The following is a 24973-nucleotide window of genomic DNA, read 5'->3' on the forward strand; positions in this document are numbered from 1 at the left end:
TCATGGTCCATGCCCCCGATCGGCCGCCGGCCGATGCGCCTCTCGTTCGCATCAACCTGTATTCGGACACCCAGACCCGCCCCACCCGCGCGATGCGGGAAGCGATGCTGGAGGCGGAGGTAGGCGACGAGCAGTTCGGCGACGACCCCACCGTCAATGCCTTGTGCGACCGCATGGCCGCCCTGATGGGCAAGGAGGCGGCGGTTTTCCTGCCTTCCGGCACCATGTGCAACGTCGTCGCCATCCTGACGCATTGCCGCCCGGGCGAGGAAGTGCTGGCCCATGAAACGGCGCACATCCTGTCCAGCGAGGGCGGCGTGCATGCGGCTTTGGCGGGCACGCAGATCAACCCGTTGCAAGGTTCGCGTGGCATGTTCAGCGCGGACACCCTGCGCGCCGCGATCCGTCCCCGGAGCCGCTACGCCCCGCCTCAGCGCCTGCTGGAAGTAGAGCAGACGGCGAACATCGGCGGCGGGGCGGTTTGGCCGCAGGCGGAGCTGGACGCGGTGGTCGCCGTGGCGCGGGAGCAGGGCTGGTCCACGCACATGGACGGTGCCCGCCTGATGAACGCGGTGGTCGCCAGTGGCATCCCAGCGGCGGAGATGACCGCTGGCTTCGATTCGGTGTGGCTCGACTTCACCAAAGGCCTGGGCGCGCCGCTGGGTGCGGTGCTGGCGGGGTCGTCGGACTTCATCGGCCAGGCTTGGCGTTGGAAGCAGCGGCTGGGCGGCTCCATGCGTCAGGCCGGCATCTGCGCCGCCGGCTGCCTGCACGCTCTGGACCATCACGTGGACCGGCTGGCGGAGGACCATGCCAACGCCAAGGCCCTGGCCCGTGGCTTGCGGCAGATTCCCGGCATGGCGGTGGAGGAGCCGGATACAAACCTGGTGTTCTTCGACCCCGCCGAGAGCGGCATGGACGCGGCGGCGCTGGTGGGCGCGCTGCGCCTGCAGGGCATTCAGATCTCCATGCTCGGAGGCCGTATCCGCGCCTGCACGCATCTGGACGTGACCGCGGCCATGGTCGAGGAGACCCTGGCCGCGATCCGCACCATCGTGGCGAAGGGCTAGTCGCCGGCGGCCAGCCGCGCCATCAGGCGGGCGTGGCTGCGGGCACCGGCATGCAGGCAGGCCAGCTCGAACTTCTCGTTCGGGCTGTGCACCTGGTCGTCATCCAGGCCGAAGCCCATCAGCAGGCTGTCCAACCCGAGAATGCGCTTCAGGCTTTCCACCACCGGGATCGAGCCGCCGCCGCCTGCCAGCACCGCCGGCTTGCCAAACTCATCCTGCAAAGCGGTACGGGCGGCGGCGAGGTAGCGCGATTCGGTCGGGATCGACAGGCCGGGCGTGCTGGCGAAGACCTGCATTTCGAAGGTCGCATCGGCCGGGATGCGGGCCTGCACGAACTGGCGGATGCCCTCGACGATCTTCTCCGGCTCCTGCCCCGGCACAAGGCGGCAGGACAGCTTGGCATGGCCCTCGCAGGCAATCACCGTCTTGGAGCCGTCACCGGTATAGCCACCCCAGATGCCGTTGATGTCGGCGGTCGGGCGGGCCCAGAGCCGTTCCAGCGCGTGCCGGCCGGCTTCGCCCCCCGGGACGGACAAACCCTGGGCGCCGAGGAATTCAGCCTCGTCAAAGCCAAGGGCGGCCCATTCCGCGCGCTGGTTGTCGCCCGGTTCGATCACGCCGTCGTAGAAGCCGGGGATGTTGACGCGACCGTGCTCGTCCTTCAGGTCGCCCAGCACCTTGGTCAGCAGGTTCAAGGCATTGCCGGCGGAGCCGCCATACAGGCCGGAATGCAGATCCCGCGTCCCGAGGCGCAGGTCGATCTGCACATAGGCCATGCCGCGCAGGCTGACCGTCAGCGCCGGCGTTGCGGGGTTCCACATGTTGGTGTCGCTGATCAGCGCCACGTCGGCGGCCAGCGTCGCCTTCTCGGCCAGCAGCACGGCGTCCAGGTTCGGGCTGCCGACCTCCTCCTCGCCTTCCACCAGCACCGTCAGCCGCACTGGCGGGCCGCCCGCCACCTTGTCCCAGGCCCGCAGCGCGGCCAGCCAGGTCAGCACCTGGCCTTTGTCGTCCACGGCGCCGCGGGCAACAATGCGCCGGCCACGCGGCCCTTCCGTGACCACCGGCTCGAAGGGCGGGCTGTCCCACAGCGCCAGCGGCTCCGGCGGCTGCACGTCGTAGTGGCCGTAGATCAGGACGTGCGGGGCATCCCCCCCGGGGCCGGGATGCGTCGCGATGACCACCGGATGCGTCGGTGTGTCCTTGAGGGACACGGTGAAGCCGAGCGCCTCCAGCTGCCGTTGCAGCCAGGCGGCGGCATCGCGGCAATCGGGCGCATGGACCGGCTGGGCGCTGATGCTGGGGATGCGCAGCCATTCCATCAGGCTGGCTTCGGTTTCGCCCCGCGCGCTGTCGAGCGCGGCGAGGACGGCGGGGAGCTGTGTGTCGGACATGCGGCAGTGTCGCCCTGCCCCGCCCCGGCGCGCAAGCCTAGCCCGGAAGCGTCACGATCACCGCGAAGCCGATGCCGGGGCGGCTGCGAAAGGACAGCGTGCCGCCATGCGCCCGCGCCACCTGATCGGCGATGGCGAGGCCAAGGCCCGCGCCGCGCTGCTCCTCGCCCCGGCTGTGGAAGGGCTCGCGCACGTGTTGCCAGCGGGCATGGGGGATGCCGGGCCCGTCGTCCCTGATTTCCACCACCACCTGGCCCGCGTCGCGCATCACCACGACATCCAGGGTCTGCCGCGCGCCGTGGCGCAGCGCGTTGTGGATCAGGTTGCTCAGCGCCTCGCGCAGGCTGACGCGGTCGCCGAGCACGGTCACCGGCTGGGCGGGCAGGTCCAGGCCCAGCGCGACGTTGCCGGCCAAAGGCTCCAGAGACAGCAGCACCTGTCGCACCAGAGCCCCGAGGTCGATCGGCTCCGGCCGCACCACGCCGCTGCGGTGGACCACCATGGCGTGGTCGAACAACTGCGCCGCCAGACGGCCGAGTTGCGCGGCGCGGTCCTGCACGCGGTCCAGGTGCTGCCGGCGGGCCGCGTCGTTTGGCGCATCCTGCATCAGGTCCAGCTGCAGCGTCAGCGCGGTCAGCGGTGTCCTCACCTGGTGGGCGGCGTCGCCGATCAGTCGCTGCATCTGCCGGATGTGCGCGTCGAGCCGCGCCATGAAGGCGTTGATGGCGGTCAGGAGGGTGTTGATCTCGGGCGGGGCGCGCAAGTCCAGCGGCCGCAGGTCCTGCGGGTCCCGCGCCGCGATCGCCCGCTCCACCCGCACCAGAGGCGCCAAAGCCTGCCGGACCGCCAGAACGGTGCCCAGCAGGGCCACGGCACTCATCCCGAGGATCACCACCATGGCCTTGGCGGTCAGCCCTTCGGTCATGGCCTCGCGGGCCCGGAGGGTCTGCGCCAGCGTGACGGTGGCCCATCCCGAGGGCATGTCCCGGACCGTGGTCACGGTGCGGTAGCGCTGGCCGTGCAGGTATGCTTCCCCCAGCACGGGCCCCCTGGGGCGGCCCGTGGCGGCCGTGGGCAAGGCCGGGTTGCCGGCCACCACGATGCCGCGCGCATCCACGACCTTGTAGGTCACGAGATCCTGCACGGCGAGTCCGGCGATCACGGCGATCGGCGGCTCCACGGTCAGCACGCCGCCCTGCACGTACATGTTCTCGGTGATCTGCGCGGCGCCGGAAAGCAGCAGCGCGTCGAAAGCCTGATCCGCCGTCAGCCGGGCGTAGTAGCCGGCGGCGGCGGCAAAGGCGCCGGCGACCAGCAGGATCACCGCCAGCATGCGAGACAGGATGCGGGCATGCAGCGAGCGCTGGCGCATCAGCGCAGCACGATCTTGTAGCCCAGGCCCCGCAGGGTGCGGATCTCGGTGTTCGATGCCGCCAGCTTGCGGCGCAGCCGGGCCATGTGCTGCTCCACCGCGTTGAGGCTGGCGGTGTCATCCAGGCCGAACAGCCGGTCCACCATCTGCTCCTTCGGCACGATGCGGCCGGAACGGCCGACCAGCAGTTCCAGGATCATCTGCTCGCGCCGGGTCAGTTCCACCGCCTCCCCGGCCAGCGTCACGCCGTGGGTTTCGAGGTCGAGCGCGAGATCCCCGAAGCCGATCTGGTTGGTGGCGTTGCCGGTGCCCCGCCGCAGCAGCGCACGGACCCGTGCCTCCAGCTCACGTAAATCGAAGGGCTTGGTGAGGTAGTCGTCGGCTCCAAGATCCAGCGCCGTCACCCGGTCATCCACCTGCGAACGGGCGGTCAGCATCAGCACCGGCGTGCCGGACTTGCGCGCCCGCAGGCGGCGCAGCAGCGTCAGCCCATCCGTGCCGCCGGGCAACATGACGTCCAGGACCACGAGGTCATAGCTTTGCAGCTCCAGCCGGGCTTCGGCAGCCTCGGCCCCGGTTTCCCAGTCCACCAGGTGCCCGAGCTTTAACAGGCGGGCCTGCACCCCCTCGCCGACGTCTTTGGTGTCTTCGACCAGCAGCACGCGCATGTTCCGACCTTTGCTGCGGGTGCGAACGAAAGAATCTGATCCGCCGTCAGCTAGCCAACAGCTTCGCACGGTAGATCGGAGATCAAGGCCACGCCAGCAAGGTGCGGCATCCAGATAGGAGGAGGAAGCGGATGGCTCTCGCCACCCCCGGCGCAGACGTGCCCTTGCTGCAGGTGCAGGGCGTCACGCTGCAGTACAAGACCTCGGAATACGTCGTCACCGCCACGCACCGGGTCGATTTCGACGTCTATTCCTCGGAACGCTACGTGCTGCTCGGCCCGTCCGGGTGCGGCAAGTCGACGCTGCTCAAGGCCATCGGCGGCTACCTGTCCCCTTCCGAGGGTACGATCCGCCTGAAGGGGCGCGAAGTGCGCGAGCCTGGCCCCGACCGGATGATGGTCTTCCAGGAATTCGACCAGTTGCTGCCCTGGAAGACAGTGCAGGAGAACGTGGCCTTCGCCCTCACCGCGTCCGGCAAGGCAAGCGGTGCCGAGGCCAGGGACCGGGCGGCGCACTACATCGAGAAGGTGGGGCTCGCGAAGTTCGCCGACTCCCATCCCCACATGCTGTCGGGCGGCATGAAGCAGCGCGTCGCCATCGCGCGCGGCATGGCGATGGAGCCGGACGTGCTGCTGATGGACGAGCCCTACGCCGCGCTCGACGCCCTGACCCGACGGCGGATGCAGGAAGAATTGCTGCAGCTCTGGGACGACACGCGCTTCACGGTGCTGTTCGTCACCCACTCCATCGAGGAAGCGATCCGTATCGGCACGCGCATCCTGCTGCTGTCGCCCCATCCCGGGCAGGTGAAGGCGGAGCTGAACAGCATTCCGCCCGCCGAGCTGGGCACAGCCGCGCAGGCGGAGCTGGAAACGCGCATCAACGACATGCTGTTCGTTCACTAGGAGCCGCGCCATGAGCATCGCCCTGAACCAAGCACCGGTGCCGGCCCGCCCGGAAATCATCCGCGAGCCCGCGACCTCCGGCTTCGGCGCCGTCCAGAAGCCGATCTCCGCCTGGGAATCGGTCTACCGCCTCGGCTTCCTCCGCAAGGCGTTTATCCTGATCGTGCTTGCCGTGATCTGGGAGATCTACGGACGCTGGCTCGACAACCCGCTGCTGTTCCCGCCGTTTTCGGAAACCGCCTCGGCGCTGGTCGCCAACCTGCTTAACGGGGTGATCCCGGAACGCGCGATGGTGTCACTGAAGACCCTGGCGGTCGGCTACGTGATCGGCGTGGTCCTCGCCTCGCTGCTGACGGTGGTGGCCATCGGCTCGCGCATCGGCACGGACCTGCTGGAAACGCTGACGGCGATGTTCAACCCGCTGCCGGCCATCGCGCTGCTGCCGCTGGCGTTGATCTGGTTCGGGCTTGGCTCCGGCAGCGTCATCTTCGTGCTGGTGCATTCCGTGCTCTGGGCCATCGCCCTGAATACCCATGCCGGATTCCGCTCCGTGTCCAACACGTTGAAGATGGTCGGGCTGAATTATGGCCTGCGCAACATCAGCCTGGTCCGCCACATCCTGATCCCGGCCGCCTTCCCCAGCATCCTGACCGGGCTGAAGGTCGGCTGGGCCTTTGCGTGGCGCACACTGATCGCGGCGGAGCTGGTGTTCGGCGTGTCCTCGGGCAGCGGCGGGCTGGGGTGGTTCATCTTCGAGAACCGCAACCAGCTTGAAACGGCCAACGTCTTCGCAGGCCTGTTCTTCGTCATCATCATCGGCCTCTTCGTCGAGAACGTGATCTTCGCGAACATCGAGAAGCGCACGATCCGCCGCTGGGGCATGCAGCACTAACCAACAATATCGTCGGGAGAACGACCATGATCACCAAGCGTCACCTGCTGACCGCCACGGCTGCCCTCGGCACCGCCGGCGCCCTTGGCTTCAACATCCGCCCCGCCCATGCGGAGGTGAACCGCCTGCGCGTGTCGCACGGCTACGGCATCCTGTACCTGCCGCTGATCGTGATGCGCGACCAGAAGATGATGGAGAAGCAGGCCGAGAAGGCCGGCCTTGGCGGCATGGCGATGGAATGGCAGACGCTGGATGGCGGCAACGTCATCAACGACGCCATGCTGGCCGGCTCGCTGGACATCGCCGGCACTGGCTCCCCCGGCTTCATCACCCTGTGGGCCAAGGCGCGTGGCATTCCGCGGGCCGAGGTGATCGGCGTGTCGGGCATGAGCACCTGTGCGCTGGTGCTGAACGCCAACCGGCCGCATCTGAAGACGCTGGCGGACTTCACCCCGAACGACAAGATCGCCCTGCCTGGCATCAAGACCTCGCTGGCGGCGGTGGTGCTGCAGATGCTGGTGGCCAAGCAGTTCGGCGCCGAGAACTACGCCAAGCTCGACCCGATGACCGTCGGCCTGCCCCACCCCGAGGCGGCACAGGCGCTGCTGAGCGGCAAGACGGAGATCGCGGCGCATTTCGCCTCGCCGCCGTTCTCGATCATCGAGTTGAACAACCCGTCCATCCACAAGGTGATCGCCGCCAGCGACGTGTTGGGCGATTCGACACTGGACGTTATCTTCGCGCCCAAGCGCTTCGTGGATGCCAACCCGCGCACCATGCAGGTGTTCCTGGCCGCGCTGGACGAGGCGAACGAGTTCATCAGCAAGGACCCGATGGCCGCCGCCCAGGCCTTCAACCGCGTCACCCGCACCACGGCCACCGACGAGGACGTGGTGAAGATGATCAAGGACCCGGACACGCGCTTCTCCGCCACGCCGCACGGCGTTCTGGAGTATTCGCGGTTCATGCATTCCGTCGGCACGGTTCGCAACCGCGCGGACAGCTGGAAGGACCTGTTCATGCCGGCATTGCACGACCGCCAGGGGTCGTGACGACCTGCCGGCCCCGCGCGCGCGGGGCCGGCGGCGGCGCTTATGCGGCGTCGGCGATGGCCAGGAAGTCGGCCGCGACCAGGCTGGCACCGCCGACCAGGGCCCCGTCCACATGCGGCAGCGCCAGGATCGCCTTGGCGTTGCCGGGCTTGACCGAGCCGCCATACAGGATGCGCAGCTTGCCGCCTGCCTCGCCGAAGCGGCCTTGCAGCTCGGCGCGGATGCGGGCGTGCATGGCCGCGATATCCGCTTCCGTCGGCGTGCGGCCGGTGCCGATGGCCCAGACCGGCTCATAGGCCACCACGCCGCCGGCAGCCGCGAAGCCCTCCGGCAGGCTGCCCGCCAGCTGCGCCGCGACCACGCCCTCGGCCTCGCCCGACACGCGCTGCGCTTCGCTTTCACCCACGCAGACCACGGGCACCAGCCCGGCGGCCAGCACCGCCTCAGCCTTGGCCAGGACCACGGCATCGCTTTCGCCATGGTCGGCGCGGCGCTCGGAATGCCCCAGGATCACGTAGCGGGCGCCCGCATCGGCCAGCATCGGGGCCGAGACGTCGCCGGTGTGCGCGCCCTTGGCGGCGGCATGGCAGTCCTGGGCGCCCAGCGCCACGGCGCCGCCCAATGCCTTGGCGACCGGCAGCAGGTGCAGAAAGGGCGGGCACACCAGCAGCTCGGCGGTCCCGGCCGGGGCTGCGGCCACGCCGGCGGCCAGCTCCCGCGCCGCCGCCAGGGTGCCATGCATCTTCCAGTTGCCTGCGATCAGGGGGCGTACGCCAGGGGTCATGCCAGGGGGTCCTTCCGGTCGGCCTTGGGGATAAATCGTGCCGAGCAGGCGCTACCTGCGCCGGCAGCGTTTGGCAACCGCCCCCCTTTTGCCTATGGTCCGCCCCCGCTTCCCCCATTTCGCGCGGAATACGATGCTCACTGCGATGCGCCGCCTGGCCAGCACCTGGTTTGCCAAGGCCCTCTTCCTGCTGCTGGTCCTGTCCTTTGCCATCTGGGGCATCGAGGACGTCGTGCGGAACTTCGGCAACGGCAACGCCGTGGCCACGGTGAACGGCGACCCGATCGAATTGCCGGAAGCCCAGCTGGCCAGCCGGCGGGAGATCGCCCGCATCCAGCGCCAGCTCGGCAGCAACTTCCAGGTGACGCCGCAGATCGCCGAGGGCGTCAGCCGCCAGGCGGTCGAGAACCTCGTGATGGAACGCGTGCAGCGGCAGGAGGCGAACCGCCTCGGCGTTGCCGCGCCGGATGCGGCGGTGCGCGACTACGTGTGGAGCATCCCGGCCTTTCAGGGGGCCGACGGGCGCTTCAGCCGGCCGCTAATGGAAGGCTTCCTTCGCGGCAATGGCATGACCGAGGGCGAGTTCCTGGTGCTGCTGCGCTCGGACCTGCAGCGCCAGCAGCTCGCCGGCGCCATCCGCGCCGGTGCCGCGGGCCCGGACGCATTGACCCGCCCCTTGCTGGCCTGGCAGCAGGAGCGCCGCCTGGCCGACCTCGTCGTGCTGCCGCTGGCCGAGGCCCCCGAGCCCGCCGCGCCGGACGATGCGCAGCTGCGCCGCTTCCATGAAAACAACCCCGACCGCTTTTCATCCCCGGAATACCGGCGGGTCACGGTGCTGACGCTGTCCCCCGCCATTGTCGCGGCCGAGGTGCAGCCGAGCGAGGACGACCTGCGCGCCGCCTACGAGGCGCGCCGCGCGCAGTTCGAGGTACCGGAGAAGCGGGCGTTGGAGCAGGCGGTGATGCAAAGCCAGGACGCCGCCAACAAGGTCGCCGCCGAATGGCGTGCCGGCGCGGCCTTTCCGGCGATCGAGGCCCTGGCCCAGCAGCAGGGCGGCCAGGCGGTATCGCTCGGCACGGTGGGGCGCGACGAGCTGCCGGTGCCCGAGCTGGCCACCGCCGCCTTTGCCCTGCCGCCGGATGGCGTCAGCGACCCGGTGCAGACCGCCTTCGGCTGGCACGTGTTGAAGGTGACCGGCATCCAGCCCGCGCAGTCCCGCAGCTTCGACCAGGTGCGCGCCGAGCTGGCGGTGGATGTGACGCGCGAAAAGGCGGCCGACCTCGCCTACGAGCGCGCCAACGAGGTGGAGGACGCCCTGGCTGGCGGCGCCACCCTGGAGGAGGTCGGCCAGCGCTTCGGCCTGCCCGTGGCCAAGCTGGTGGTCGATGCCCGCGGCCAGACGCAGGACGGCACCCCCGCCCAGCTGAACCTTGATGGCGGCGGCCGCGACGTGGCGCTGCGTGCCATCTTCACGGCGGAAACCGGTCAGGCGCCACGCCTGGCCGAGGCCGGCCAGGTGGGGCTCTTCGCCTTCGACCTGCAGGATGTCATGCCGGCCGCCCTGCGCCCCTTCGACCAGGTGCGCGACCAGGTGCTGGCCGCCTGGACCGCCGACGCCCGGCGCCGGTCGCAGGAGGAGCGCGCAGCGGCACTGCTGGGGGCCGTCCGCGGTGGCAAGAGCCTGCCGGATGCCGCGCGCGAAGCCGGCCTCGCGCCGCGCCGCGTCGGCCCCTTCCCGCGCCAGGCGGACGCCCAGGGCGATGGCCGCAACAGCCCGCCGCCCGAGTTGCTGGCACCGCTGTTCGACACCGCCGAGGGCCAGGCCACCATGGCCGAGATCGGTGGTGGTTTCGCCGTCGGGCAGGTTGCGGGTATCATCCGCCCGGACACCGCCGCCGACCCGCTGGGCCTCGGCCGCGTCCGCACCGAGGTCGAGCAGGCCATGCTGTCCGACCTTGAGGCACAATATCTGGAAGCGCTGCGCCGTGGCGCCAGCGTTTCCGTCAACCCGACCTTGATGGGACAGGTCTCCGCACGATGAACGCCATCCGCAACCTCGACTTCGCCACCTTTGCCGCCGGGCTGTCCGCCGGGCAGGGGCAGGTGGTGTGGCGGGAAAGGGTGGCGGATCTGGATACGCCGGTCGGCACCTTCCTGAAGCTGGCGCAGGGCAAGCCCAACGCCTTTCTGTTTGAAAGCATCGAGGGCGGCGCGGCGCGCGGCCGGCACTCGGCGATCGGCATGGCGCCGGACCTGATCTGGCGGTGCCGGGACGGCCAGGCCGAGATCAACCGCCACGCACTGACCGCCCCGCATGCCTTCGTGCCGGCCGAGCAGCCGCCCATGGACAGCCTGTCCGCGCTGATCGGCGAATGCCGCATGGCCGTGCCGGCCGGTCTGCCCCCCATCGCCGTGGGTCTCTACGGCTACCTCGGCTATGACATGGTGCGGCATATCGAGGTGCTGCCGGACCTGAACCCGCACGGGCTCGGCACGCCGGACGCGGTGATGATCCGCCCGACCCTGGTGCTGGCGTTCGACCATGTGCGCGACACCCTGACCCTGACCACGCCTGTCTGGGCGGACGGCACGGACCCGCAGACCGCATGGGATGCCGCCCAGGCCCGGCTGGACGAGGCCGAGGCGGCGCTGGACCGCCCGGTGCCCCGCCCCGCCCCGCCCGCCACCCTGCCGCCGCTGCCGGAGCCGACCAGCAACTTCACCAAGGACGACTTCATCGCGGCGGTGGAGCGGGCCAAGGAATACATCCGCGCCGGCGACTGCTTCCAGGTGGTGCCCAGCCAGCGCTTCTCGGTGCCCTTCGGCCTGCCGCCCTTCGCGCTGTACCGGGCGCTGCGGCGCATCAACCCGGCGCCGTTCCTGGTTTATTTCGACTTCGGCGGCTTTTCCATTGTCGCCGCCAGCCCGGAAATCCTGGTCCGTCTCCGCGACGGCGAGGTTACGGTGCGCCCCCTCGCCGGAACGCGCCCGCGCGGCGCGACCCCGGAACAGGACAAGGCGCTGGAGCGCGAGCTCCTGGCCGACGAAAAGGAGCGCGCCGAGCACCTGATGCTGCTGGACCTCGGACGCAACGATGTCGGCCGGGTATCCGAGATCGGCAGCGTCAAGGTGACGCAGAGCTTCAACATCGAGCGCTACAGCCAGGTGATGCACATCGCCAGCGAGGTGCGCGGACGGCTGCGCCATGGCCTGACGGCGCTGGATGCCCTCAGTGCCGGCTTTCCCGCCGGCACGCTGTCCGGTGCGCCCAAGGTCCGGGCCATGCAGATCATCGAGGAGCTGGAGCCCTCCCGCCGCGGCATCTATGCCGGTGGCATCGGGTATTTCGGCGCCGATGGCGGCATGGATACCTGCATCGCGCTGCGCACCGCCGTGGTGAAGGACGGCGTCATGCACATCCAGGCCGGCTGCGGCGTGGTGGCGGATTCGGACCCGCTGGCGGAATACGAGGAAACCCGGGCCAAGGCCCGCGGGCTGGTGCGCGCGGCGGAAGAAGCCGTGCGCTTCGCCGCCGGCGGCCGGTAGGAGCGCGCCCCATGATCCTGCTGATCGACAACTACGATAGCTTCACCTTCAACCTGTTTCACTTCCTGGGCGACCTTGGCGCCCAGGTCGAGGTCCGCCGCAACGATGCCCTCACGGCACAGGATGCGTTGGACCTGCAGCCGGAGGCGATCCTGCTGTCCCCCGGCCCCTGCACGCCGAACGAGGCCGGCATCTGCCTGCCGCTGATCGAGGCCGCGGCGGCGGCGCGCGTGCCGCTGATGGGCGTGTGCCTGGGCCACCAGGCCATCGGCCAGGCCTTCGGCGGCGTGGTGGAGCGCGCGACCACCCCGGTGCACGGCAAGGTCTGGGACGTGAAGCATCGCGACACGGACCTGTTCGCCGGCCTGCCCTCGCCCTTCAAGGCCACGCGCTATCATTCGCTGGTGGTGCGGCCGGACGGCCTGCCGCCGGCGCTGGAAGCCACGGCGTGGACCGAAGACGGGCTGATCATGGGCCTCGCGCATCGCGACCTGCCGATCTGGGGCGTGCAGTTCCACCCGGAAAGCATCGCCAGCGAGCACGGCCATGACATCCTGCGGAACTTCCTGCGGATGTCCGGCGTGGCTTTGCCGGCGCGCAACGTGGCCGCCTGATGTCGCTGAAGCCGGTCCTGGCGCGCCTCGCGCTGGGTGAAACGCTCGCGGAGTCGGAGGCCGAGCAGGCCTTCGGCATCATCATGGAAGGCGAGGCGACGCCGGCGCAGATCGCCGCCATGCTGATGGCCATGCGCGTGCGTGGCGAGACGGTGGCCGAGATGACCGGCGCGGTGCGCGCCATGCGGGCACGCATGACGGCGATCGACGCGCCGCCCGGCGCCATCGACCTCGTGGGGACGGGTGGCGACGGGGTGGGGACGCTGAACATCTCCACCGCCGCCGCCATCGTGGTGGCGGGCTGCGGCGTGCCGGTGGCCAAGCATGGCAACCGGGCGCTGTCGTCCAAGTCCGGTGCGTCGGACGTCCTGTCCGCGCTCGGCATCAACCTGGACCTGCCGATCCCGGAACTGGGCGAGGTGCTGACGCGCGCCGGCATGGTGTTCCTGATGGCGCCGCGCCACCACGCGGCGCTGCGCCACGCCGCCGGGCCGCGCGTCGAGCTGGGCACCCGTACCATTTTCAATCTGCTGGGCCCGCTGACCAGCCCGGCCCGCGTGACGCGGCAGATGACGGGCGCCTTTCATCCGCGTTGGCTGCGCCCCATGGCCGAGACGCTGGCGCGGACGGGTACCGAGCATGCGTGGCTGGTGCATGGCCAGGGCCTGGACGAGCTGGCTCTTTCCGGCCCCAGCCAGGTGGTGGAGCTGCGCCAGGGCGCGTTTCGCGAATTCACCGTGGTGCCCGAGGATGCCGGCCTGCCCCGCGCGCCGGCCGAGGCCATCCTGGGCGGCGCGCCGGAAGACAACGCGGCCGCCCTGGTCGCCTTGCTGCAGGGCGCGCCCGGAGCCTACCGCGACTGCGTGCTGCTGAACGCCGCGGCGGCCCTTGTGGTCGCCGGTGTTGAGACCGATCTGCGCGAAGCCGCAGGACGCGCCGCCGCCGCCATCGACACCGGCGCGGCCTTTGCCGTGCTGGAGCGCCTGCGCGCCGCCACCAACCCCTGAGCCGAAGCCGCGCCTCCCCTGCCGCGCGAGGAAGATGACACCGGATGAACGCCCCCGCCCTGCCCGATACCCTGATCCGCATCCTAGCCGACAAGGCCGTGGAGGTGCGCGAGCGGTCTGCCCGGACCTCGACCGACGCCATCGAGAAACTGGCGCGCGACGGCGGCAAGCCGCGTGACTTCACGGGTGCCTTATGCGGCGCCGTGGCCGAAGGGCGGATCGGCCTGATTGCCGAGATCAAGCGCGCCTCGCCGTCCGGCGGCCTGATCCGGGACCCGTTTCGCCCCGCCGAGATCGCGCAGGCCTATGAGGCCGCCGGCGCCGCCTGCCTGTCCGTCCTGACGGACGCCCCGTATTTTCAGGGCTCGCCCGAACACCTGACCGCGGCACGGGCGGCCTGCTCGTTGCCGGTTCTGCGCAAGGACTTCATGGTCGACCCCTGGCAAGTCTACGAATCCCGCGCCATGGGCGGCGATTGCATCCTGCTGATCATGGCCGCGCTGTCCGATGCGCAGGCCAACGAGCTGGAGGATGTGGCGCGCAGCCTCGACATGTCCGTGCTGGCGGAAGTGCATGATGAGCGGGAGCTCGACCGGGCGCTGGGGCTGAACACCCGCCTGATCGGCATCAACAACCGGGACCTGCGGAGCCTGCGGACCGACCTCGCCACGGCCGAGCGGATGGTGCCGCTGGTGCCGGCCGATCGCATCCCGGTGGCCGAAAGCGGGCTGCGCGACCCGGCGGATGTGCAGCGCATGGCCGCTGTCGGCGCCCGCTGCATCCTGGTGGGCGAGCACCTGCTGCGGCAGCCCGATGTCAGCGCCGCCGCGCGGGCCATGGTGCAGGCGTGAGCGGCCTCACGCATTTCGACGCCGACGGCAAGGCGGTGATGGTGGATGTCTCGGACAAGCCCTCCACCACCCGCACCGCCGTGGCGCGCGGCCGCGTGGTGATGGCGCCGGGCACCCTCGCGACCATCCAGGCAGGGGGCATCGGCAAGGGCGACGTGCTCGGTGTGGCGCGCCTGGCCGGCATCATGGGCGCCAAGCGCACCGCCGACCTCATTCCGCTGTGCCACCCCCTGCCGCTGTCCTCGGTCCGGGTCGAGCTGGTGCCGGCGGCGCCGGATGCCGTGGAGATCGAGGCGACGGCGCGCACCACCGGCCAGACCGGCGTGGAGATGGAGGCGCTGACCGCCGTGACGGTGGCGGCACTCACGGTGTACGACATGTGCAAGGCCATCGATCGCGGCATGCGGGTGGAGGCGGTGCGCCTCATCCGCAAGGAAGGCGGCAAGTCCGGCCTTTGGGAAGCCCCCTGATGCTGTCGGTGGCCGAGGCCCGCGAGCGCATTCTGGGCGGGTTGCAACCGGTGGGTGCCGAAACGGTGTCGCTGCCCGAGGGCTGGGGCCGCGTGCTGGCGGCACCCGTGGCGGCGCGCCTGACGCAGCCGCCGGCCGACGTCTCGGCCATGGACGGCTACGCGGTGCGGGCGGCGGATGCGGTGAAGGGCGCGCGCCTCGTGGTGATCGGCGCGGCGCCGGCCGGGCATCCGTTCGGCGGCGAGCTGGGTCCGAACCAGGCGGTACGGATTTTCACCGGTGCCGCGGTGCCCACGGGCGCAGACGGCATTCTGCTGCAGGAGGATGCCGAATCCGGGGCTGACGGTGTGCTGGTGCAGGAGGATGTCCACCCCGGCCGTTGGATCCGCCGTGCCGGACTGGACTTCCATGTTGGCGAAGCCCTGCTGCCGGCCGGCCGCCGCCTGACCGCCCGCGACATCGGGCTGGCCGCCGCCGCCAACCATCCCTGGCTGAGCGTGCATCGGCAGCCGCGCGTCGCCATTCTGGCAACCGGCGACGAGATCTCCTTGCCGGGTGACCCGATGGGCGCGGGCGGCATCGTTTCTTCCAACGCGCACGCGCTGGCGGCGCTGGTCCGGGCTGCGGGCGGCGTGCCGATAGTGCTGCCGATCGCCCGCGATGATGCGGAAGCAATCGCCGCCGCAGCGCAGTCCGCGCGTGGCTGCGACCTCCTGGTCACCACCGGCGGCGCCAGCGTCGGCGAACACGACCTGGTCCAAAGCGCCCTTGGCCCGGCAGGCTTCGCGCTGGATTTCTGGAAGATCGCGATGCGGCCGGGCAAGCCGCTGATCTGGGGCAGGCTGGGGACAACGCCGCTGCTCGGCCTGCCTGGCAACCCGGTTTCCAGCCTGGTGTGCGGCGTGGTGTTCCTGTGGCCGGCGATCGCCGCGCTGGGCGGCCGCCCCGGGTTGCTGCCGCCCCTGCGGACGGCCCGCCTCGGTGCCGCCCTGGCCGCGAACGACCAGCGGGCGGACTTTCTGCGAGCCACGCTGAAACGCGACGCGCAGGGCCAGTGGGTGGCGACCGCGTTTCCCGCGCAGGACAGCTCCATGCTCAAGACGATGGCCAGGGCGGACGCCCTTCTGCTTCGCGCGCCGCATGCGCCGGAGGCACCGGCCGGCAGTTCCGTCGAAATTTTAGTGCTTGACGAGCTAGGTCTCTGAAAGGGCGCAAAAAGCGGTTGACCGACGCGGTGGAACCTTCGTAGAACATCGGTGACAGTTGCCGGTTTGTTCGCAGGCCGGTTCCGCTTTCAGGGAATTTCACCGCATGCTGACGCGCAAGCAGCACGAGTTGCTGATGTTCATCGACCAGCACCTGCGCGACACCGGGTTTTCGCCGTCCTTCGAAGAAATGAAGGAGGCCCTGAAGCTGCGGTCCAAGTCAGGGATCCACCGGCTGATCACGGCGCTGGAGGAACGCGGCTTCCTGAAGCGCCGGGCGCATCGCGCCCGTGCGCTGGAGGTGCTGCGGTTGCCGGAAGCCGTGCAGGCTCGTGCCGAGGCGACGCGTGGCACGGCCGGCGCCTCGCCCCTGCCCGCCAACGTCATTCGGGGCAATTTTTCCGGGGCGTCCGCCGCCAATGTGCGCAAGGCTTCGCCCGATACCGGGGCCGTGATGCTGCCCTTGTACGGTCGTATCGCCGCTGGCCAGCCGATCGAGGCGCTGCGGGACCAGGGCAGCAGCGTGGAGGTTCCGGCGGCGCTGCTCGCTTCCGGCGAGCATTACGCGCTCGAAGTTTCCGGTGATTCCATGACCGGCATCGGCATCATGGACCGCGACACCGTGATCATCCGTCGGGGCGATGTCGCGGAAAGCGGCGATGTTGTCGTGGCCCTTGTGGACGACACCGAGGTGACGTTGAAGACGCTGCGCCGGCACCGCAACTCGGTGGCGCTGGAAGCAGCCAATCCGTCCTATGAGACCCGCATCTTTGGGCCGGATCGCGTCAAGGTGCAGGGCAAGCTGATCGGGCTGCTGCGCCGCTACTGAGCGGCGCGTTCGGCAGCCGGCCGGGGCGGGGGCGGCACCCAGGGGCGCTGCCCCCGCCAGGCCCGGTCAGATACGATGCGGACGCCGTCTGCCGTCAGCCAGATGGCATGCGGCCCATCCCGCCAAACGCTGAAACGGTCCACGACTGCGGTGCTGCGGCATCGTCCGCGGATGGGCTCTGGCGAAATCATCACCTCGGACCGCCCACAATGCTCCCCGGCCTGGACGGGCGGTGCCGTTTCATTGCGGCGGGGCGCCCGTTCCAGCCGTAGCAGCATCGCGGCCGGCACGTCGGGACGGGGCTGGAAGCGGCAGGCGGTGAGCGTGCAGTCCATCGCGCCCTCCTCGGTGCGGCCTTCGGCGGGCACGGGGGTCGCGGCCTCCTCGCCCCAGCTCCGCAGCCAGCTATCCCGCGTCAGGCCGGAGGCTCCGCTCGCACGTTGCAGGTACACGGCATCGGGCGTGCGGAAGGCGATCAGCCGGGCGTCGCCGGACACCAGAATATCGGGCGGCGTCACCCAGGCTGCCGAGGCCAGGCCCAGCACCATCATCGGCACGCCCAGCAAACGCCAGCGCCGCTGCCACAGGCACAGCCATATCAGGCCAAAGGCGGTCAATCCCAGGCCCCAGGCCGGGATCGGCGCGGCAGCCAGCGCCGCCCCCGGCCAGGCGGCGACCGCATGCGCGACAAACAAGGTTGCTTCCACCCCCCAGCCCATGGGGACCAGGGCCCAGTGCTCCAGCCCCAGGGGCATCAGGGCCATCGCGGCCATGCCCGCGGGCATCACCAGGATGGACGTCAGTGGAATGGCCACGGCGTTGGACAACACCCCATAGACCTGCAGACGGCCGAAGTGATGCAGGCCGAACGGCGTGGTCGCAGCGCCCGCGAGCACCGATGTCATCACCAGCCCGAGCAGCAGCAGGGCCGGCTTGCGCCACCACCCGGCACCGGCGCGCCAGCGGCGCAGCGTCGGGCCTGCCCATTCATTGCCGGCGATCAGCACCATCACGGCGGCGAAGCTCATCTGGAATGAGGCGCCCATCACCGCATCCGGCTGCAGCAGCATGACAGCCGCGGCGGCCACGGCCAGGGCCCGCAGCGACAGCGCCCGGCGGCCGATCAGGATGCCGAGCGTCACCAGGGCGGCCATGGCGAAGCTGCGCAGCATCGGGACCTGCGCGCCGGTGAGCAGCACGTAGCCGAGGCCGACGATGAGGCTACCCGGTGCCGCGAGGGCACGGCTGTCGCCCCGCAGGGCCAGCCAGGGAATGAATGCCAGCAGCCAGCGCAGGATCCCGAAGGACAGCCCCATGACAATGGCGATGTGCAGCCCGGATACGGAAAGCAGGTGAGCCAGACCGGAGTCGCGCATCGCGTCCAGGTCGGTGGCGGGAATGGCGCTTTGCGAACCTGTCAGCAGGGCGCTCGCCACCGCCCCGGCGCCGCCGGGGATCTGGCCCCGCACCCTGGCCTCCACCTGTTGCCGCAGCCGCGCGAAGCTGGAGCCGGCGGGGGCTGCCTCCTCCAGCCGCTCGGCTTCCCCGATCGCGAAGCCGGAGCCCCCCAGGCCGGAAAAGAACGCGTTGCGCTGGAAGTCCCAGGCACCCGGATAGGCAGGCGGCGCCGGAGCACGGATCAGGGCGCGGACGCGCAGGTGATCGCCCGGTTCCGGGACCAGCGCGTCTTTGGCCCGCAGGCGGATGCGCAAGTTCCGGAGTAGTGGCGGGCTGTCCGCCGACAGGCGTGGGGCGGTCAGGGTCACGCGCAGCCCCTCGGCCAATGCATCGACACTCTCGACCACGCCCTCCACGACGACCGCCTTGTTGGGCAGGTCGGGCATCGGCGGCAACCGGTGGGCATGCCATGCGGCCACGCCGAGCCCCAGCAGGGCGAGCCCCGCCGATGAAGCGAACCAAGCGGCCAGGGGATGACGGCGCAACAGCAGCAGGGCCGCCAGCAGCATAGGCAGGGCGAGCCAAAGCGCTTCAAGCCCCGGCTCGCGGTCCAGGCTGAAATAGGCGACGATGCCACAGCCGAAGGCCACGGGCAGCCAAAGTGGCAGGCGGGTCCATTCCGCGGCCAGACAGCCTTCCGCGAAAGCCCAGGAACGCGGGAGCCTGAGCCGGCCGATAAGTCCTGCCGGCCGGCCAGCCCCACCCGCCGGCAGCGGATCCGGCAAGGCGCGCGGTGCGATCGTGGCGCCCATGGTCCCTCAACCTCTGCGCGCACTCTACAGCAAGCAGGCGCCATGGTAGAAGCGATCGCTCTGACGAAATCTGGCGAGCCGAGCAAGGCTCGAAGGAATCTGGCCGAGCCCATGACAGTCCGCACCCGCTTTGCGCCCTCGCCCACCGGCTATCTGCACATCGGCGGTGCGCGCACCGCGCTGTTCAACTTCCTGTTCGCTCGCCATCACGGTGGCCAGTACCTGTTGCGGATCGAGGACACCGACAAGGCGCGCAGCACCCAGGAAGCCGTGCAACAGATCCTGCACAGCCTGGACTGGCTGGGCCTTTCGCCGGACGAGGCACCCGTGATGCAAAGTGCGCGCGAGGCGCGGCATGCCGAGGTGGCGCGCGAGCTGCTGGCGCAGGGCAAGGCCTACCAGTGCTTCTGCACGCCGGAAGAGCTGGTGCAGATGCGCGAAACGGCGGCCGCCGAGGGCCGCCCGCCCCGCTACGATGGCCGCTGGCGCGACCGCGACCCGGCCGAGGCGCCCGCCGGCGTGAAGCCGGTGATCCGCATCAAGGCCCCGCGGGAAGGCGAGACGGTGGTCCACGACCTCGTGCAGGGCGAGGTGCGGGTGAAGAACACCGAGCTGGATGACATGATCATCCTGCGCTCGGACGGCACGCCGACCTACCTGCACGCCGTGGTGGTCGACGACCACGACATGGCGATCACCCACGTGATCCGTGGTGACGACCACCTGACCAACACCTTCCGCCAGGTGATGGTCTACGACGCCATGGGCTGGCACCGGCCGCATTTCGCGCACATCCCGCTGATCCATGGCGCGGACGGCGCCAAGCTCTCCAAGCGCCACGGCGCGGTGGGCGCATTGGAATTCCGCGACCAGGGCTTCCTGCCGGAGGCGGTATGCAACTACCTGCTGCGGCTCGGCTGGGGCCATGGGGACGAGGAGTTCGTGCCGCGTGACCGCGCCATCGAGCTGTTCGACCTCAAGGACGTCGGCCGCGCCGCCAGCCGCATGGACTATGCCAAGCTCAGCCACCTGAACGCCCAGTACCTGCGCGCCAAGGACCCGGACGAGATCACCGGCGACGTGCTGTCCATCCTGCGCGACCGCGGCGCCACTTTGCCGGAGGGGGCGGCCACCACCATCCGGGCGCTGATGGCCGACATCATGCCCCGCGCCCGCACGTTGAATGAGGCCGCCGACATGTGCGGCTTCGCCACCGCCAGCATTCCGCTCACCTTCGAGCCCAAGGCCGAAGCGCAGTTGACGCCAGAGGCCAGGGACCGGCTGCGCGACCTCGCCGAATTCCTGGAGGATGCCCCGTGGGAGCGTGCCGATCTGGACAAGTGGCTGCGCGACTACGCCGACGTGAAGGGCCTGAAGCTTGGTGCCGTGGCGCAGCCGCTGCGCGCCGCGCTGACCGGCAGCACGCAGTCGCCGCCCATCGACGCCGTGCTCTTCGCACTGGGCAAGGGTGAGGCCCTCGCCCGTATCCGCGCCGCCGCCTGACGGAGACCCACCGATGAACGACACCCTGCTTTCCGCCATTCGAGAGCTGCAGCCCGAGCTCTCCGCCATCCGGCGCGACATCCACACCCACCCCGAGATCGGGATGGAGGAGCAGCGCACGGCGGCGCTGGTCGCCGCCAAACTGCGGGAATACGGGCTGTCGGTCACGGAAGGCATCGGCAACACCGGCGTGGTGGCGACCCTCAAGGGCCGCCTGCCCGGCCAGCGCGCCATCGGCCTGCGGGCTGACATGGATGCGCTGCTGATCAACGAGACGACCGGCCTGCCGCATGCCTCGGTCAACCCGGGCAAGATGCATGCCTGCGGGCATGACGGCCACACCACCATGCTGCTGGGTGCCGCGAAATTCCTGTCGCAGAACCCTGACTTTGGCGGCACCGTGCACTTCATCTTCCAGCCTGCCGAGGAAGGCCGCGGCGGCGCCGTGGCGATGCTGAAGGACGGGTTGTTCGACCGCTTCCCGGTGGATGCGGTGTACGGTCTGCACAACGAGCCGGGCATGCCGCTCGGGCTGTTCTCCACCCGCACCGGCCCGGCCCTGGCGGCGAGCGACCGCTGGGTCGTCACCTTCCGCGGCACCGGTGGGCACGGTGGCGCCACGCCGCATCTTTCCACGGACGTGACGGTGGTGCAGGCGCAATTCGTGCTGGCATTGCAGACCATCGTCAGCCGCAACATCGCCGCCGTCGACTCGGCGGTGATCAGCGTGGGTGCGATCGAGGGTGGCGCCTTCGGCTCCACCAACGTCATGCCGGCCGTGATGCGGGTGGGCGGCACGGCGCGCTCCTACCTGCCGGAGGTGCGTGACACCATGGAGCGGCGGATCGCCGAACTGGCGCACGGCATCGCCGCGACCTTCGGCTGCACGGCCGAGCCGGAATACTTTCGCGGCACGACCGCACTGGTGAACCACGCCGAGCAGACCGTGACGGCCGTGGCCGCAGCCGGCGCGCTGGTGGGCGAGCAGGCGGTCGATGCCAACGCCAAGCCCGTGACTGGCGGCGAGGACTTCGCCCACATGCTGGAAGCCCGCCCCGGCGCCTTCATGTTCATGGGGCAAGGCGCCGGCGGTGCGACGTCCGAGGGGCTGCACACGCCGAGCTACGACTTCAACGACGACGCCATCCCCTTCGGCGTCGGCTACTGGGTCAGCCTGGTGCGCGAGGAAATGGGAGAGGCCCGGTGAGCCGTCCCTGGACCCTGCCGGCGGCTGCGGCGCTGGCCCTGGCCCTGGCCGCCCCGCTGGCGGCCGATGCCCAGCAGCCGGCGGGCCCTGCCGGGGGGCCGCCGCATGCCTGGCTGTTCGGCACCTGGACGGGCGGCATCTTTCCGGCATCGGAAACCGGCGGCGCCGGCTGCTTTGGCCAACCCAGCGTGATCTTCACGCAGGACATCGTGATGCGCAGCTCGCCGGTGGACGTGGCAATGCGCCAACGGCTGGTTCAAACCGCCACCGCCACGCCGCAAGGCGTCGAGTTCCGCTTGGTTCCGGCCGCACCCCCTGGCGGGCGCGTGCCGCTCGGGGCCGGCTTCGGCTGCGCCGATCCGAACCTGCTGCGGGTCGAGCGCCGGGGCAACAACGAGATCGTCTTTCCCGACTGCAGCGAATTCCCGTCCCCCTTGAAGCGCTGCACGACTCCCTGAGGCGTCAAGCCTTCGGTAACCCGGTCCGGGCTAGCCTCCGCCCATCGCATGGAGGAGGCCAGAATGGCCACCGATGGTCCGGACCGTCGCCTGATCGCCTATACCCTCGACCGACCCTTGCCGCCGATCCAGCCGGCGCCGGTGCGCCGCGACTGGATGGATGCCTCGCCCCAGGGCTTCGCCTATCGCTGCCTGCCACTCACCATCGCCAACAGCCATGGCTGGGTGGTGCTGGCGGAAAGCACCTCGGACGCGGTATGGAACGGCGGCGACCAACCCGGTGACATCGCCATCAAGCAGGTCGGGGGTCCCGGTGCGGCGCCGCTCAGCCATTTCGGCGCCGGCATCCTGACCTTTCATGTCGATGCGCTGATCCGCACGCCGCCGGGCATGAACCTCTGGGTGTCCGGCCCGCCTAATGCCGTGAAGGACGGCATCGCCCCGCTGTCCGGCGTCGTGGAAACGGACTGGGCACCCATGACCTTCACCATGAACTGGCGCTTCACCCGCCCCTTCCACTCCGTGCGCTTCACGGCAGGCGAGGCGATCTGCTTCTTTTTCCCCGTGCCGCGCGACATCGTTGCCGGCATGCAGCCGGAAACCCGCCCTCTGGCGGAGGACCCGGCGCTGCAGGCCGCCCACCACGGGTGGCGGCAAGCCCGCAACGGCTTCAATGCCGGGTTGAAGCAACCGGGCAGCGCGGAACAGGCGCAGGGCTGGCAGCGGCATTACCATCGTGGCCGGGCTCCGGTCGGCGGCGGCGCGGTGCATGGCCACGCCACCAAATCGCAGGCCCGCCCCTTTCCGCCACCCGCCCCAGCCGTCACTCGGGAAGCGTCGCCACCGCCCTGAGGCCGCCTTCCGGGCGGTTCCGCAGCACCACGTCGCCGCCATGCGCCCGCAGGATGTTGCGGGCGATGGGCAGGCCAAGGCCGGTGCCGCCGGTTTCCCGGTTGCGGCTGGCTTCCAGGCGGCGGAACGGCTGGAACACCGCCTCCAGCGACTCCTCCGGTATGCCGTCGCCATCGTCCTCGACCTTCAAGGTCAAGACGCCATGCACGGGCGCCTGCAACACGACGCGGGCGTTGCCCGCATAGTTCAGGGCATTGGCCACCAGATTCGCCAGCGCGCGCTTCAGGGCAATCGGCCGCCCACGAATGCGCTGACGGTCCGGCCCCTCATAGGCGATGGCGTCCTGTGGCAGATCAGGGCGCGCATCGGCCGCCTCGTCCAGCACCGTGCGGCACAGGGCAGCGAGGTCCACCGCCACCGAAGGCTCGGTCGCGGAATCGTCCCGCGCGAAGGCCAGCGTGGCGTTGACCATGGCTTCCATCTCGTCGAGGTCCGACAGCATCTTCCGCCGTTGCTCGTCGTCGTCCATGAACTCGGCGCGCAGCCGCAGTCGGGTGATGGGCGTGCGCAGGTCGTGGCCGATCGCCGCCAGCATCTGCGTGCGGTCCCCCACGAAGCGGCGGATGCGCTCGGCCATGGTGTTGAAGGCCCGGGCGGCGGTGACGACCTCGCTTGGCCCGCTTTCCGGCAGAGGCGGTGCATTGACGTCACGCCCCAGGCGCTCGGCGGCGCGCGACAGGGCGGAAACCGGGCGCACCAGCCGCCGCGTCGCCCACAGGATCAGCGCCAGCGCGGCGCCGGTCATGAGCATGAAGGCGACCAGAAAGGTTTCGGAATGCCAGGGGCGCGGCGGCGGCACCGTGAGCCAAAGGTTCAACCACGGCCCGTCCGGCAGCCGCATGGCCACCACCAGCAGGCCGGGATGCGGACCGCTGGCCACCAGCGCCTCGCGCGGGCGGAAGCGCGGCGGGCTGGACGCGATGAGATCGAGCTGGAACAGCCGCACCATGGACAGCGGCGCGCGCGACATGCCCGGCCGCACCGCGGGCGAGTCCGACAGGTCGGCGGCCAGCCCATCGGGCATCTCGATATCGAAGAGCATGGACTCGCGCCGGTCGGGCGGGGCCAGCAGCATGGTGCGCCAGATGCCAAAGGCCCGTGCGCTGATCTCGCGTGACATGCCCAGCCGCTGCAGGTCCACCCGGTCCAGGGCATGGATCGTCAGGCCCGCCGCCTGCACCAGCATCAGCGCGAGGGTCAGGAACAGCGCGGTGCGGCCGGCCAGGCTTCGCGGCAGCAGCCGGCGAATCACCCTGCGGCGCCCTCGATCCGCTCGTTGGCCTTTTCCACCGTGGCGGCCAGCACATAGCCGCCGCCGCGCACCGTCTTGATCAGGCTGGGGTTGCGCCCGTCATCCTCCAGCTTGCGCCGCAGCCGGGACACCGCGACGTCGATCGCCCGGTCGAACGGCCCGGCCTGGCGGCCGCGCAGCAGGTCCATCAGCATGTCGCGCGTCAGCACCCGGTTGGGACGTTCCACGAGCACCATCAGCAGCTCGTACTCGCCGCCGGTCAGCGGCACCTCCACGCCATCGGGGTTCAACAAGCGGCGGCGGGCGGGCTCCAGCGTCCAGTTCGCGAAGCGGATGCTCTTGGGGGGCGGCTCCTGGCTGGCACCGCTTTCGCCGTTCGCCCGGCGAAGCACGGCACGGATGCGCGCCAACAGTTCGCGCGGGTTGAAGGGCTTGGCGACGTAGTCGTCGGCCCCCAGCTCCAGCCCCACGATACGGTCGGTTTCCTCGCTCATCGCCGTCAGCATGACGATCGGCACGTCTGACTGGCCTCGCAGCCACCGGGCGAAGTCCAGGCCGGATTCACCCGGCATCATCAGGTCGAGCACGACCAGGTGGTACCGGCCGAGCGGCCAAAGGCGTCGGGCCTCCCGCGCATCGCGGGCCGCTGTGACGCGGCAGGACTGCCTTTCGAGGAATTTCGAAAGGAGGTCACGGATCTCCCTGTCGTCGTCGACGACCAGGATGTGCGGAGGCGGTTCCATGATATCGACCATAAGCTGAATATGGCGCG

Annotated in this window: 23 protein-coding genes; 16 read left to right on the forward strand and 7 right to left on the reverse strand. The window is 70.3% G+C overall.

Annotated features, from left to right (window positions below; all coding sequences use genetic code 11):
* Window positions 1-2 precede the first annotated feature (2 nt).
* Window positions 3-1070, forward strand: a complete 1068-nt coding sequence (locus IAI59_RS12710; RefSeq protein ID WP_207418296.1) for a threonine aldolase family protein — start codon at window positions 3-5, stop codon at window positions 1068-1070.
* On the opposite strand, the gene IAI59_RS12715 is transcribed toward IAI59_RS12710, so the two are convergent.
* The 3 genes from IAI59_RS12715 to IAI59_RS12725 are packed head-to-tail and all read right to left on the reverse strand — an operon-like array spanning window position 1067 to window position 4504.
* The gene (locus IAI59_RS12715; protein WP_207418295.1) at window positions 1067-2464 is read right to left on the reverse strand and encodes a dipeptidase; all 1398 of its coding nucleotides are present in this window, start codon (window positions 2462-2464) and stop codon (window positions 1067-1069) included. The genes IAI59_RS12710 and IAI59_RS12715 overlap by 4 nt on opposite strands.
* 37 nt (window positions 2465-2501) lie before the next feature.
* A complete protein-coding gene (locus IAI59_RS12720) occupies window positions 2502-3836 on the reverse strand; it encodes a sensor histidine kinase (protein WP_207418293.1) in 1335 nt (444 codons plus the stop codon).
* Entirely contained in the window at window positions 3836-4504 is a 669-nt protein-coding gene (locus tag IAI59_RS12725; protein WP_207418292.1) for a response regulator transcription factor, read from the reverse strand. The genes IAI59_RS12720 and IAI59_RS12725 overlap by 1 nt, the downstream gene beginning before the upstream one ends.
* Before the next feature lie 131 nt (window positions 4505-4635).
* Here IAI59_RS12725 and IAI59_RS12730 point away from each other — a divergent pair, with 131 nt between their 5' ends.
* Genes IAI59_RS12730 through IAI59_RS12740 form a run of 3 tightly spaced genes read left to right on the forward strand, consistent with a single transcriptional unit; the run spans window position 4636 to window position 7353 of the window.
* The gene (locus tag IAI59_RS12730) at window positions 4636-5409 is read left to right on the forward strand and encodes an ABC transporter ATP-binding protein (protein ID WP_207418291.1); all 774 of its coding nucleotides are present in this window, start codon (window positions 4636-4638) and stop codon (window positions 5407-5409) included.
* 10 nt (window positions 5410-5419) lie between these two features.
* Window positions 5420-6301: an ABC transporter permease gene (locus IAI59_RS12735; protein WP_207418290.1), complete on the forward strand. Its 882-nt coding sequence runs from the start codon at window positions 5420-5422 to the stop codon at window positions 6299-6301.
* Window positions 6302-6327: 26 nt separating this feature from the next.
* The gene (locus tag IAI59_RS12740) at window positions 6328-7353 is read left to right on the forward strand and encodes an ABC transporter substrate-binding protein (RefSeq protein WP_237180831.1); all 1026 of its coding nucleotides are present in this window, start codon (window positions 6328-6330) and stop codon (window positions 7351-7353) included.
* A 40-nt stretch (window positions 7354-7393) separates the two neighbouring features.
* On the opposite strand, the gene tpiA is transcribed toward IAI59_RS12740, so the two are convergent.
* Window positions 7394-8137: a triose-phosphate isomerase gene (gene tpiA / locus IAI59_RS12745; protein WP_207418289.1), complete on the reverse strand. Its 744-nt coding sequence runs from the start codon at window positions 8135-8137 to the stop codon at window positions 7394-7396.
* A gap of 133 nt (window positions 8138-8270) precedes the next feature.
* On the opposite strand from tpiA, the gene IAI59_RS12750 reads away from it, so the two are divergent.
* From IAI59_RS12750 to lexA, 8 genes are all read left to right on the forward strand, one after another.
* Window positions 8271-10178, forward strand: coding sequence for a peptidylprolyl isomerase (locus IAI59_RS12750; RefSeq protein WP_207418288.1), 1908 nt, complete (start codon window positions 8271-8273; stop codon window positions 10176-10178).
* Complete coding sequence (gene trpE, locus IAI59_RS12755) at window positions 10175-11683, forward strand: anthranilate synthase component I (protein WP_207418287.1); 1509 nt, start codon at window positions 10175-10177, stop codon at window positions 11681-11683. The genes IAI59_RS12750 and trpE overlap by 4 nt, the downstream gene beginning before the upstream one ends.
* Window positions 11684-11694: 11 nt before the next feature.
* Entirely contained in the window at window positions 11695-12297 is a 603-nt protein-coding gene (locus IAI59_RS12760) for an anthranilate synthase component II (RefSeq protein ID WP_207418285.1), read from the forward strand.
* Window positions 12297-13304 carry an anthranilate phosphoribosyltransferase gene (trpD, locus tag IAI59_RS12765; protein WP_207418284.1) on the forward strand — a complete coding sequence of 336 codons (1008 nt, stop codon included), beginning with the start codon at window positions 12297-12299 and terminating at the stop codon, window positions 13302-13304. Before IAI59_RS12760 ends, trpD begins: the two co-directional genes overlap by 1 nt.
* Window positions 13305-13348: 44 nt before the next feature.
* On the forward strand, window positions 13349-14155 hold the full coding sequence (gene trpC / locus IAI59_RS12770) for an indole-3-glycerol phosphate synthase TrpC (protein ID WP_207418282.1): 807 nt from the start codon (window positions 13349-13351) through the stop codon (window positions 14153-14155).
* Window positions 14152-14625 (forward strand): cyclic pyranopterin monophosphate synthase MoaC, encoded by a 474-nt coding sequence (gene moaC, locus IAI59_RS12775; RefSeq protein ID WP_207418280.1) that lies wholly within the window; start codon window positions 14152-14154, stop codon window positions 14623-14625. The genes trpC and moaC overlap by 4 nt, the downstream gene beginning before the upstream one ends.
* Window positions 14625-15830, forward strand: coding sequence for a molybdopterin molybdotransferase MoeA (locus IAI59_RS12780; protein ID WP_207418279.1), 1206 nt, complete (start codon window positions 14625-14627; stop codon window positions 15828-15830). Before moaC ends, IAI59_RS12780 begins: the two co-directional genes overlap by 1 nt.
* Before the next feature lie 106 nt (window positions 15831-15936).
* A complete protein-coding gene (gene lexA, locus IAI59_RS12785) occupies window positions 15937-16659 on the forward strand; it encodes a transcriptional repressor LexA (RefSeq protein ID WP_207418278.1) in 723 nt (240 codons plus the stop codon).
* Here the strand turns inward: lexA and IAI59_RS12790 are convergent.
* A complete protein-coding gene (locus tag IAI59_RS12790) occupies window positions 16653-18869 on the reverse strand; it encodes a ComEC/Rec2 family competence protein (RefSeq protein WP_207418277.1) in 2217 nt (738 codons plus the stop codon). The genes lexA and IAI59_RS12790 overlap by 7 nt on opposite strands.
* 111 nt (window positions 18870-18980) lie before the next feature.
* Between IAI59_RS12790 and gltX the strand changes: the two genes are divergently transcribed.
* The 4 genes from gltX (at window position 18981) to IAI59_RS12810 (ending at window position 22889) form a co-directional block, all read left to right on the forward strand.
* On the forward strand, window positions 18981-20372 hold the full coding sequence (gltX, locus tag IAI59_RS12795) for a glutamate--tRNA ligase (RefSeq protein WP_207418276.1): 1392 nt from the start codon (window positions 18981-18983) through the stop codon (window positions 20370-20372).
* 13 nt (window positions 20373-20385) lie between these two features.
* Entirely contained in the window at window positions 20386-21579 is a 1194-nt protein-coding gene (locus IAI59_RS12800) for a M20 aminoacylase family protein (RefSeq protein WP_207418275.1), read from the forward strand.
* Window positions 21576-22037, forward strand: a complete 462-nt coding sequence (locus IAI59_RS12805; protein WP_207418274.1) for a hypothetical protein — start codon at window positions 21576-21578, stop codon at window positions 22035-22037. The genes IAI59_RS12800 and IAI59_RS12805 overlap by 4 nt, the downstream gene beginning before the upstream one ends.
* A 63-nt stretch (window positions 22038-22100) precedes the next feature.
* Complete coding sequence (locus tag IAI59_RS12810; protein WP_207418272.1) at window positions 22101-22889, forward strand: DUF6065 family protein; 789 nt, start codon at window positions 22101-22103, stop codon at window positions 22887-22889.
* Here the strand turns inward: IAI59_RS12810 and IAI59_RS12815 are convergent.
* Both IAI59_RS12815 and IAI59_RS12820 read right to left on the reverse strand, forming a co-directional pair.
* Window positions 22861-24201 (reverse strand): ATP-binding protein, encoded by a 1341-nt coding sequence (locus IAI59_RS12815; protein WP_207418270.1) that lies wholly within the window; start codon window positions 24199-24201, stop codon window positions 22861-22863. The two genes, IAI59_RS12810 and IAI59_RS12815, sit on opposite strands and share 29 nt — an antisense overlap.
* A complete protein-coding gene (locus IAI59_RS12820; protein ID WP_207418269.1) occupies window positions 24198-24944 on the reverse strand; it encodes a response regulator in 747 nt (248 codons plus the stop codon). Before IAI59_RS12820 ends, IAI59_RS12815 begins: the two co-directional genes overlap by 4 nt.
* Between the last annotated feature and the right edge of the window lie 29 nt (window positions 24945-24973).

Source organism: Roseomonas haemaphysalidis (assembly GCF_017355405.1).
GTDB lineage: Bacteria > Pseudomonadota > Alphaproteobacteria > Acetobacterales > Acetobacteraceae > Pseudoroseomonas > Pseudoroseomonas haemaphysalidis.

Bases quoted from the DNA above. Each gene is read 5' to 3' on its own strand.
- IAI59_RS12820 (WP_207418269.1), bottom strand. From the start codon at position 24,944: ATGGAACCGCCTCCGCACATCCTGGTCGTCGACGACGACAGGGAGATC.
- IAI59_RS12760 (WP_207418285.1), top strand. From the start codon at position 11,695: ATGATCCTGCTGATCGACAACTACGATAGCTTCACCTTCAACCTGTTT.
- IAI59_RS12810 (WP_207418272.1), top strand. From the start codon at position 22,101: ATGGCCACCGATGGTCCGGACCGTCGCCTGATCGCCTATACCCTCGAC.
- trpD (WP_207418284.1), top strand. From the start codon at position 12,297: ATGTCGCTGAAGCCGGTCCTGGCGCGCCTCGCGCTGGGTGAAACGCTC.
- tpiA (WP_207418289.1), bottom strand. From the start codon at position 8,137: ATGACCCCTGGCGTACGCCCCCTGATCGCAGGCAACTGGAAGATGCAT.
- IAI59_RS12740 (WP_237180831.1), top strand. From the start codon at position 6,328: ATGATCACCAAGCGTCACCTGCTGACCGCCACGGCTGCCCTCGGCACC.
- trpC (WP_207418282.1), top strand. From the start codon at position 13,349: ATGAACGCCCCCGCCCTGCCCGATACCCTGATCCGCATCCTAGCCGAC.
- IAI59_RS12780 (WP_207418279.1), top strand. From the start codon at position 14,625: ATGCTGTCGGTGGCCGAGGCCCGCGAGCGCATTCTGGGCGGGTTGCAA.
- IAI59_RS12800 (WP_207418275.1), top strand. From the start codon at position 20,386: ATGAACGACACCCTGCTTTCCGCCATTCGAGAGCTGCAGCCCGAGCTC.
- gltX (WP_207418276.1), top strand. From the start codon at position 18,981: ATGACAGTCCGCACCCGCTTTGCGCCCTCGCCCACCGGCTATCTGCAC.
- trpE (WP_207418287.1), top strand. From the start codon at position 10,175: ATGAACGCCATCCGCAACCTCGACTTCGCCACCTTTGCCGCCGGGCTG.
- IAI59_RS12720 (WP_207418293.1), bottom strand. From the start codon at position 3,836: ATGCGCCAGCGCTCGCTGCATGCCCGCATCCTGTCTCGCATGCTGGCG.
- IAI59_RS12750 (WP_207418288.1), top strand. From the start codon at position 8,271: ATGCTCACTGCGATGCGCCGCCTGGCCAGCACCTGGTTTGCCAAGGCC.
- IAI59_RS12725 (WP_207418292.1), bottom strand. From the start codon at position 4,504: ATGCGCGTGCTGCTGGTCGAAGACACCAAAGACGTCGGCGAGGGGGTG.
- IAI59_RS12735 (WP_207418290.1), top strand. From the start codon at position 5,420: ATGAGCATCGCCCTGAACCAAGCACCGGTGCCGGCCCGCCCGGAAATC.
- IAI59_RS12790 (WP_207418277.1), bottom strand. From the start codon at position 18,869: ATGGGCGCCACGATCGCACCGCGCGCCTTGCCGGATCCGCTGCCGGCG.
- IAI59_RS12715 (WP_207418295.1), bottom strand. From the start codon at position 2,464: ATGTCCGACACACAGCTCCCCGCCGTCCTCGCCGCGCTCGACAGCGCG.
- IAI59_RS12710 (WP_207418296.1), top strand. From the start codon at position 3: ATGGTCCATGCCCCCGATCGGCCGCCGGCCGATGCGCCTCTCGTTCGC.
- IAI59_RS12730 (WP_207418291.1), top strand. From the start codon at position 4,636: ATGGCTCTCGCCACCCCCGGCGCAGACGTGCCCTTGCTGCAGGTGCAG.
- lexA (WP_207418278.1), top strand. From the start codon at position 15,937: ATGCTGACGCGCAAGCAGCACGAGTTGCTGATGTTCATCGACCAGCAC.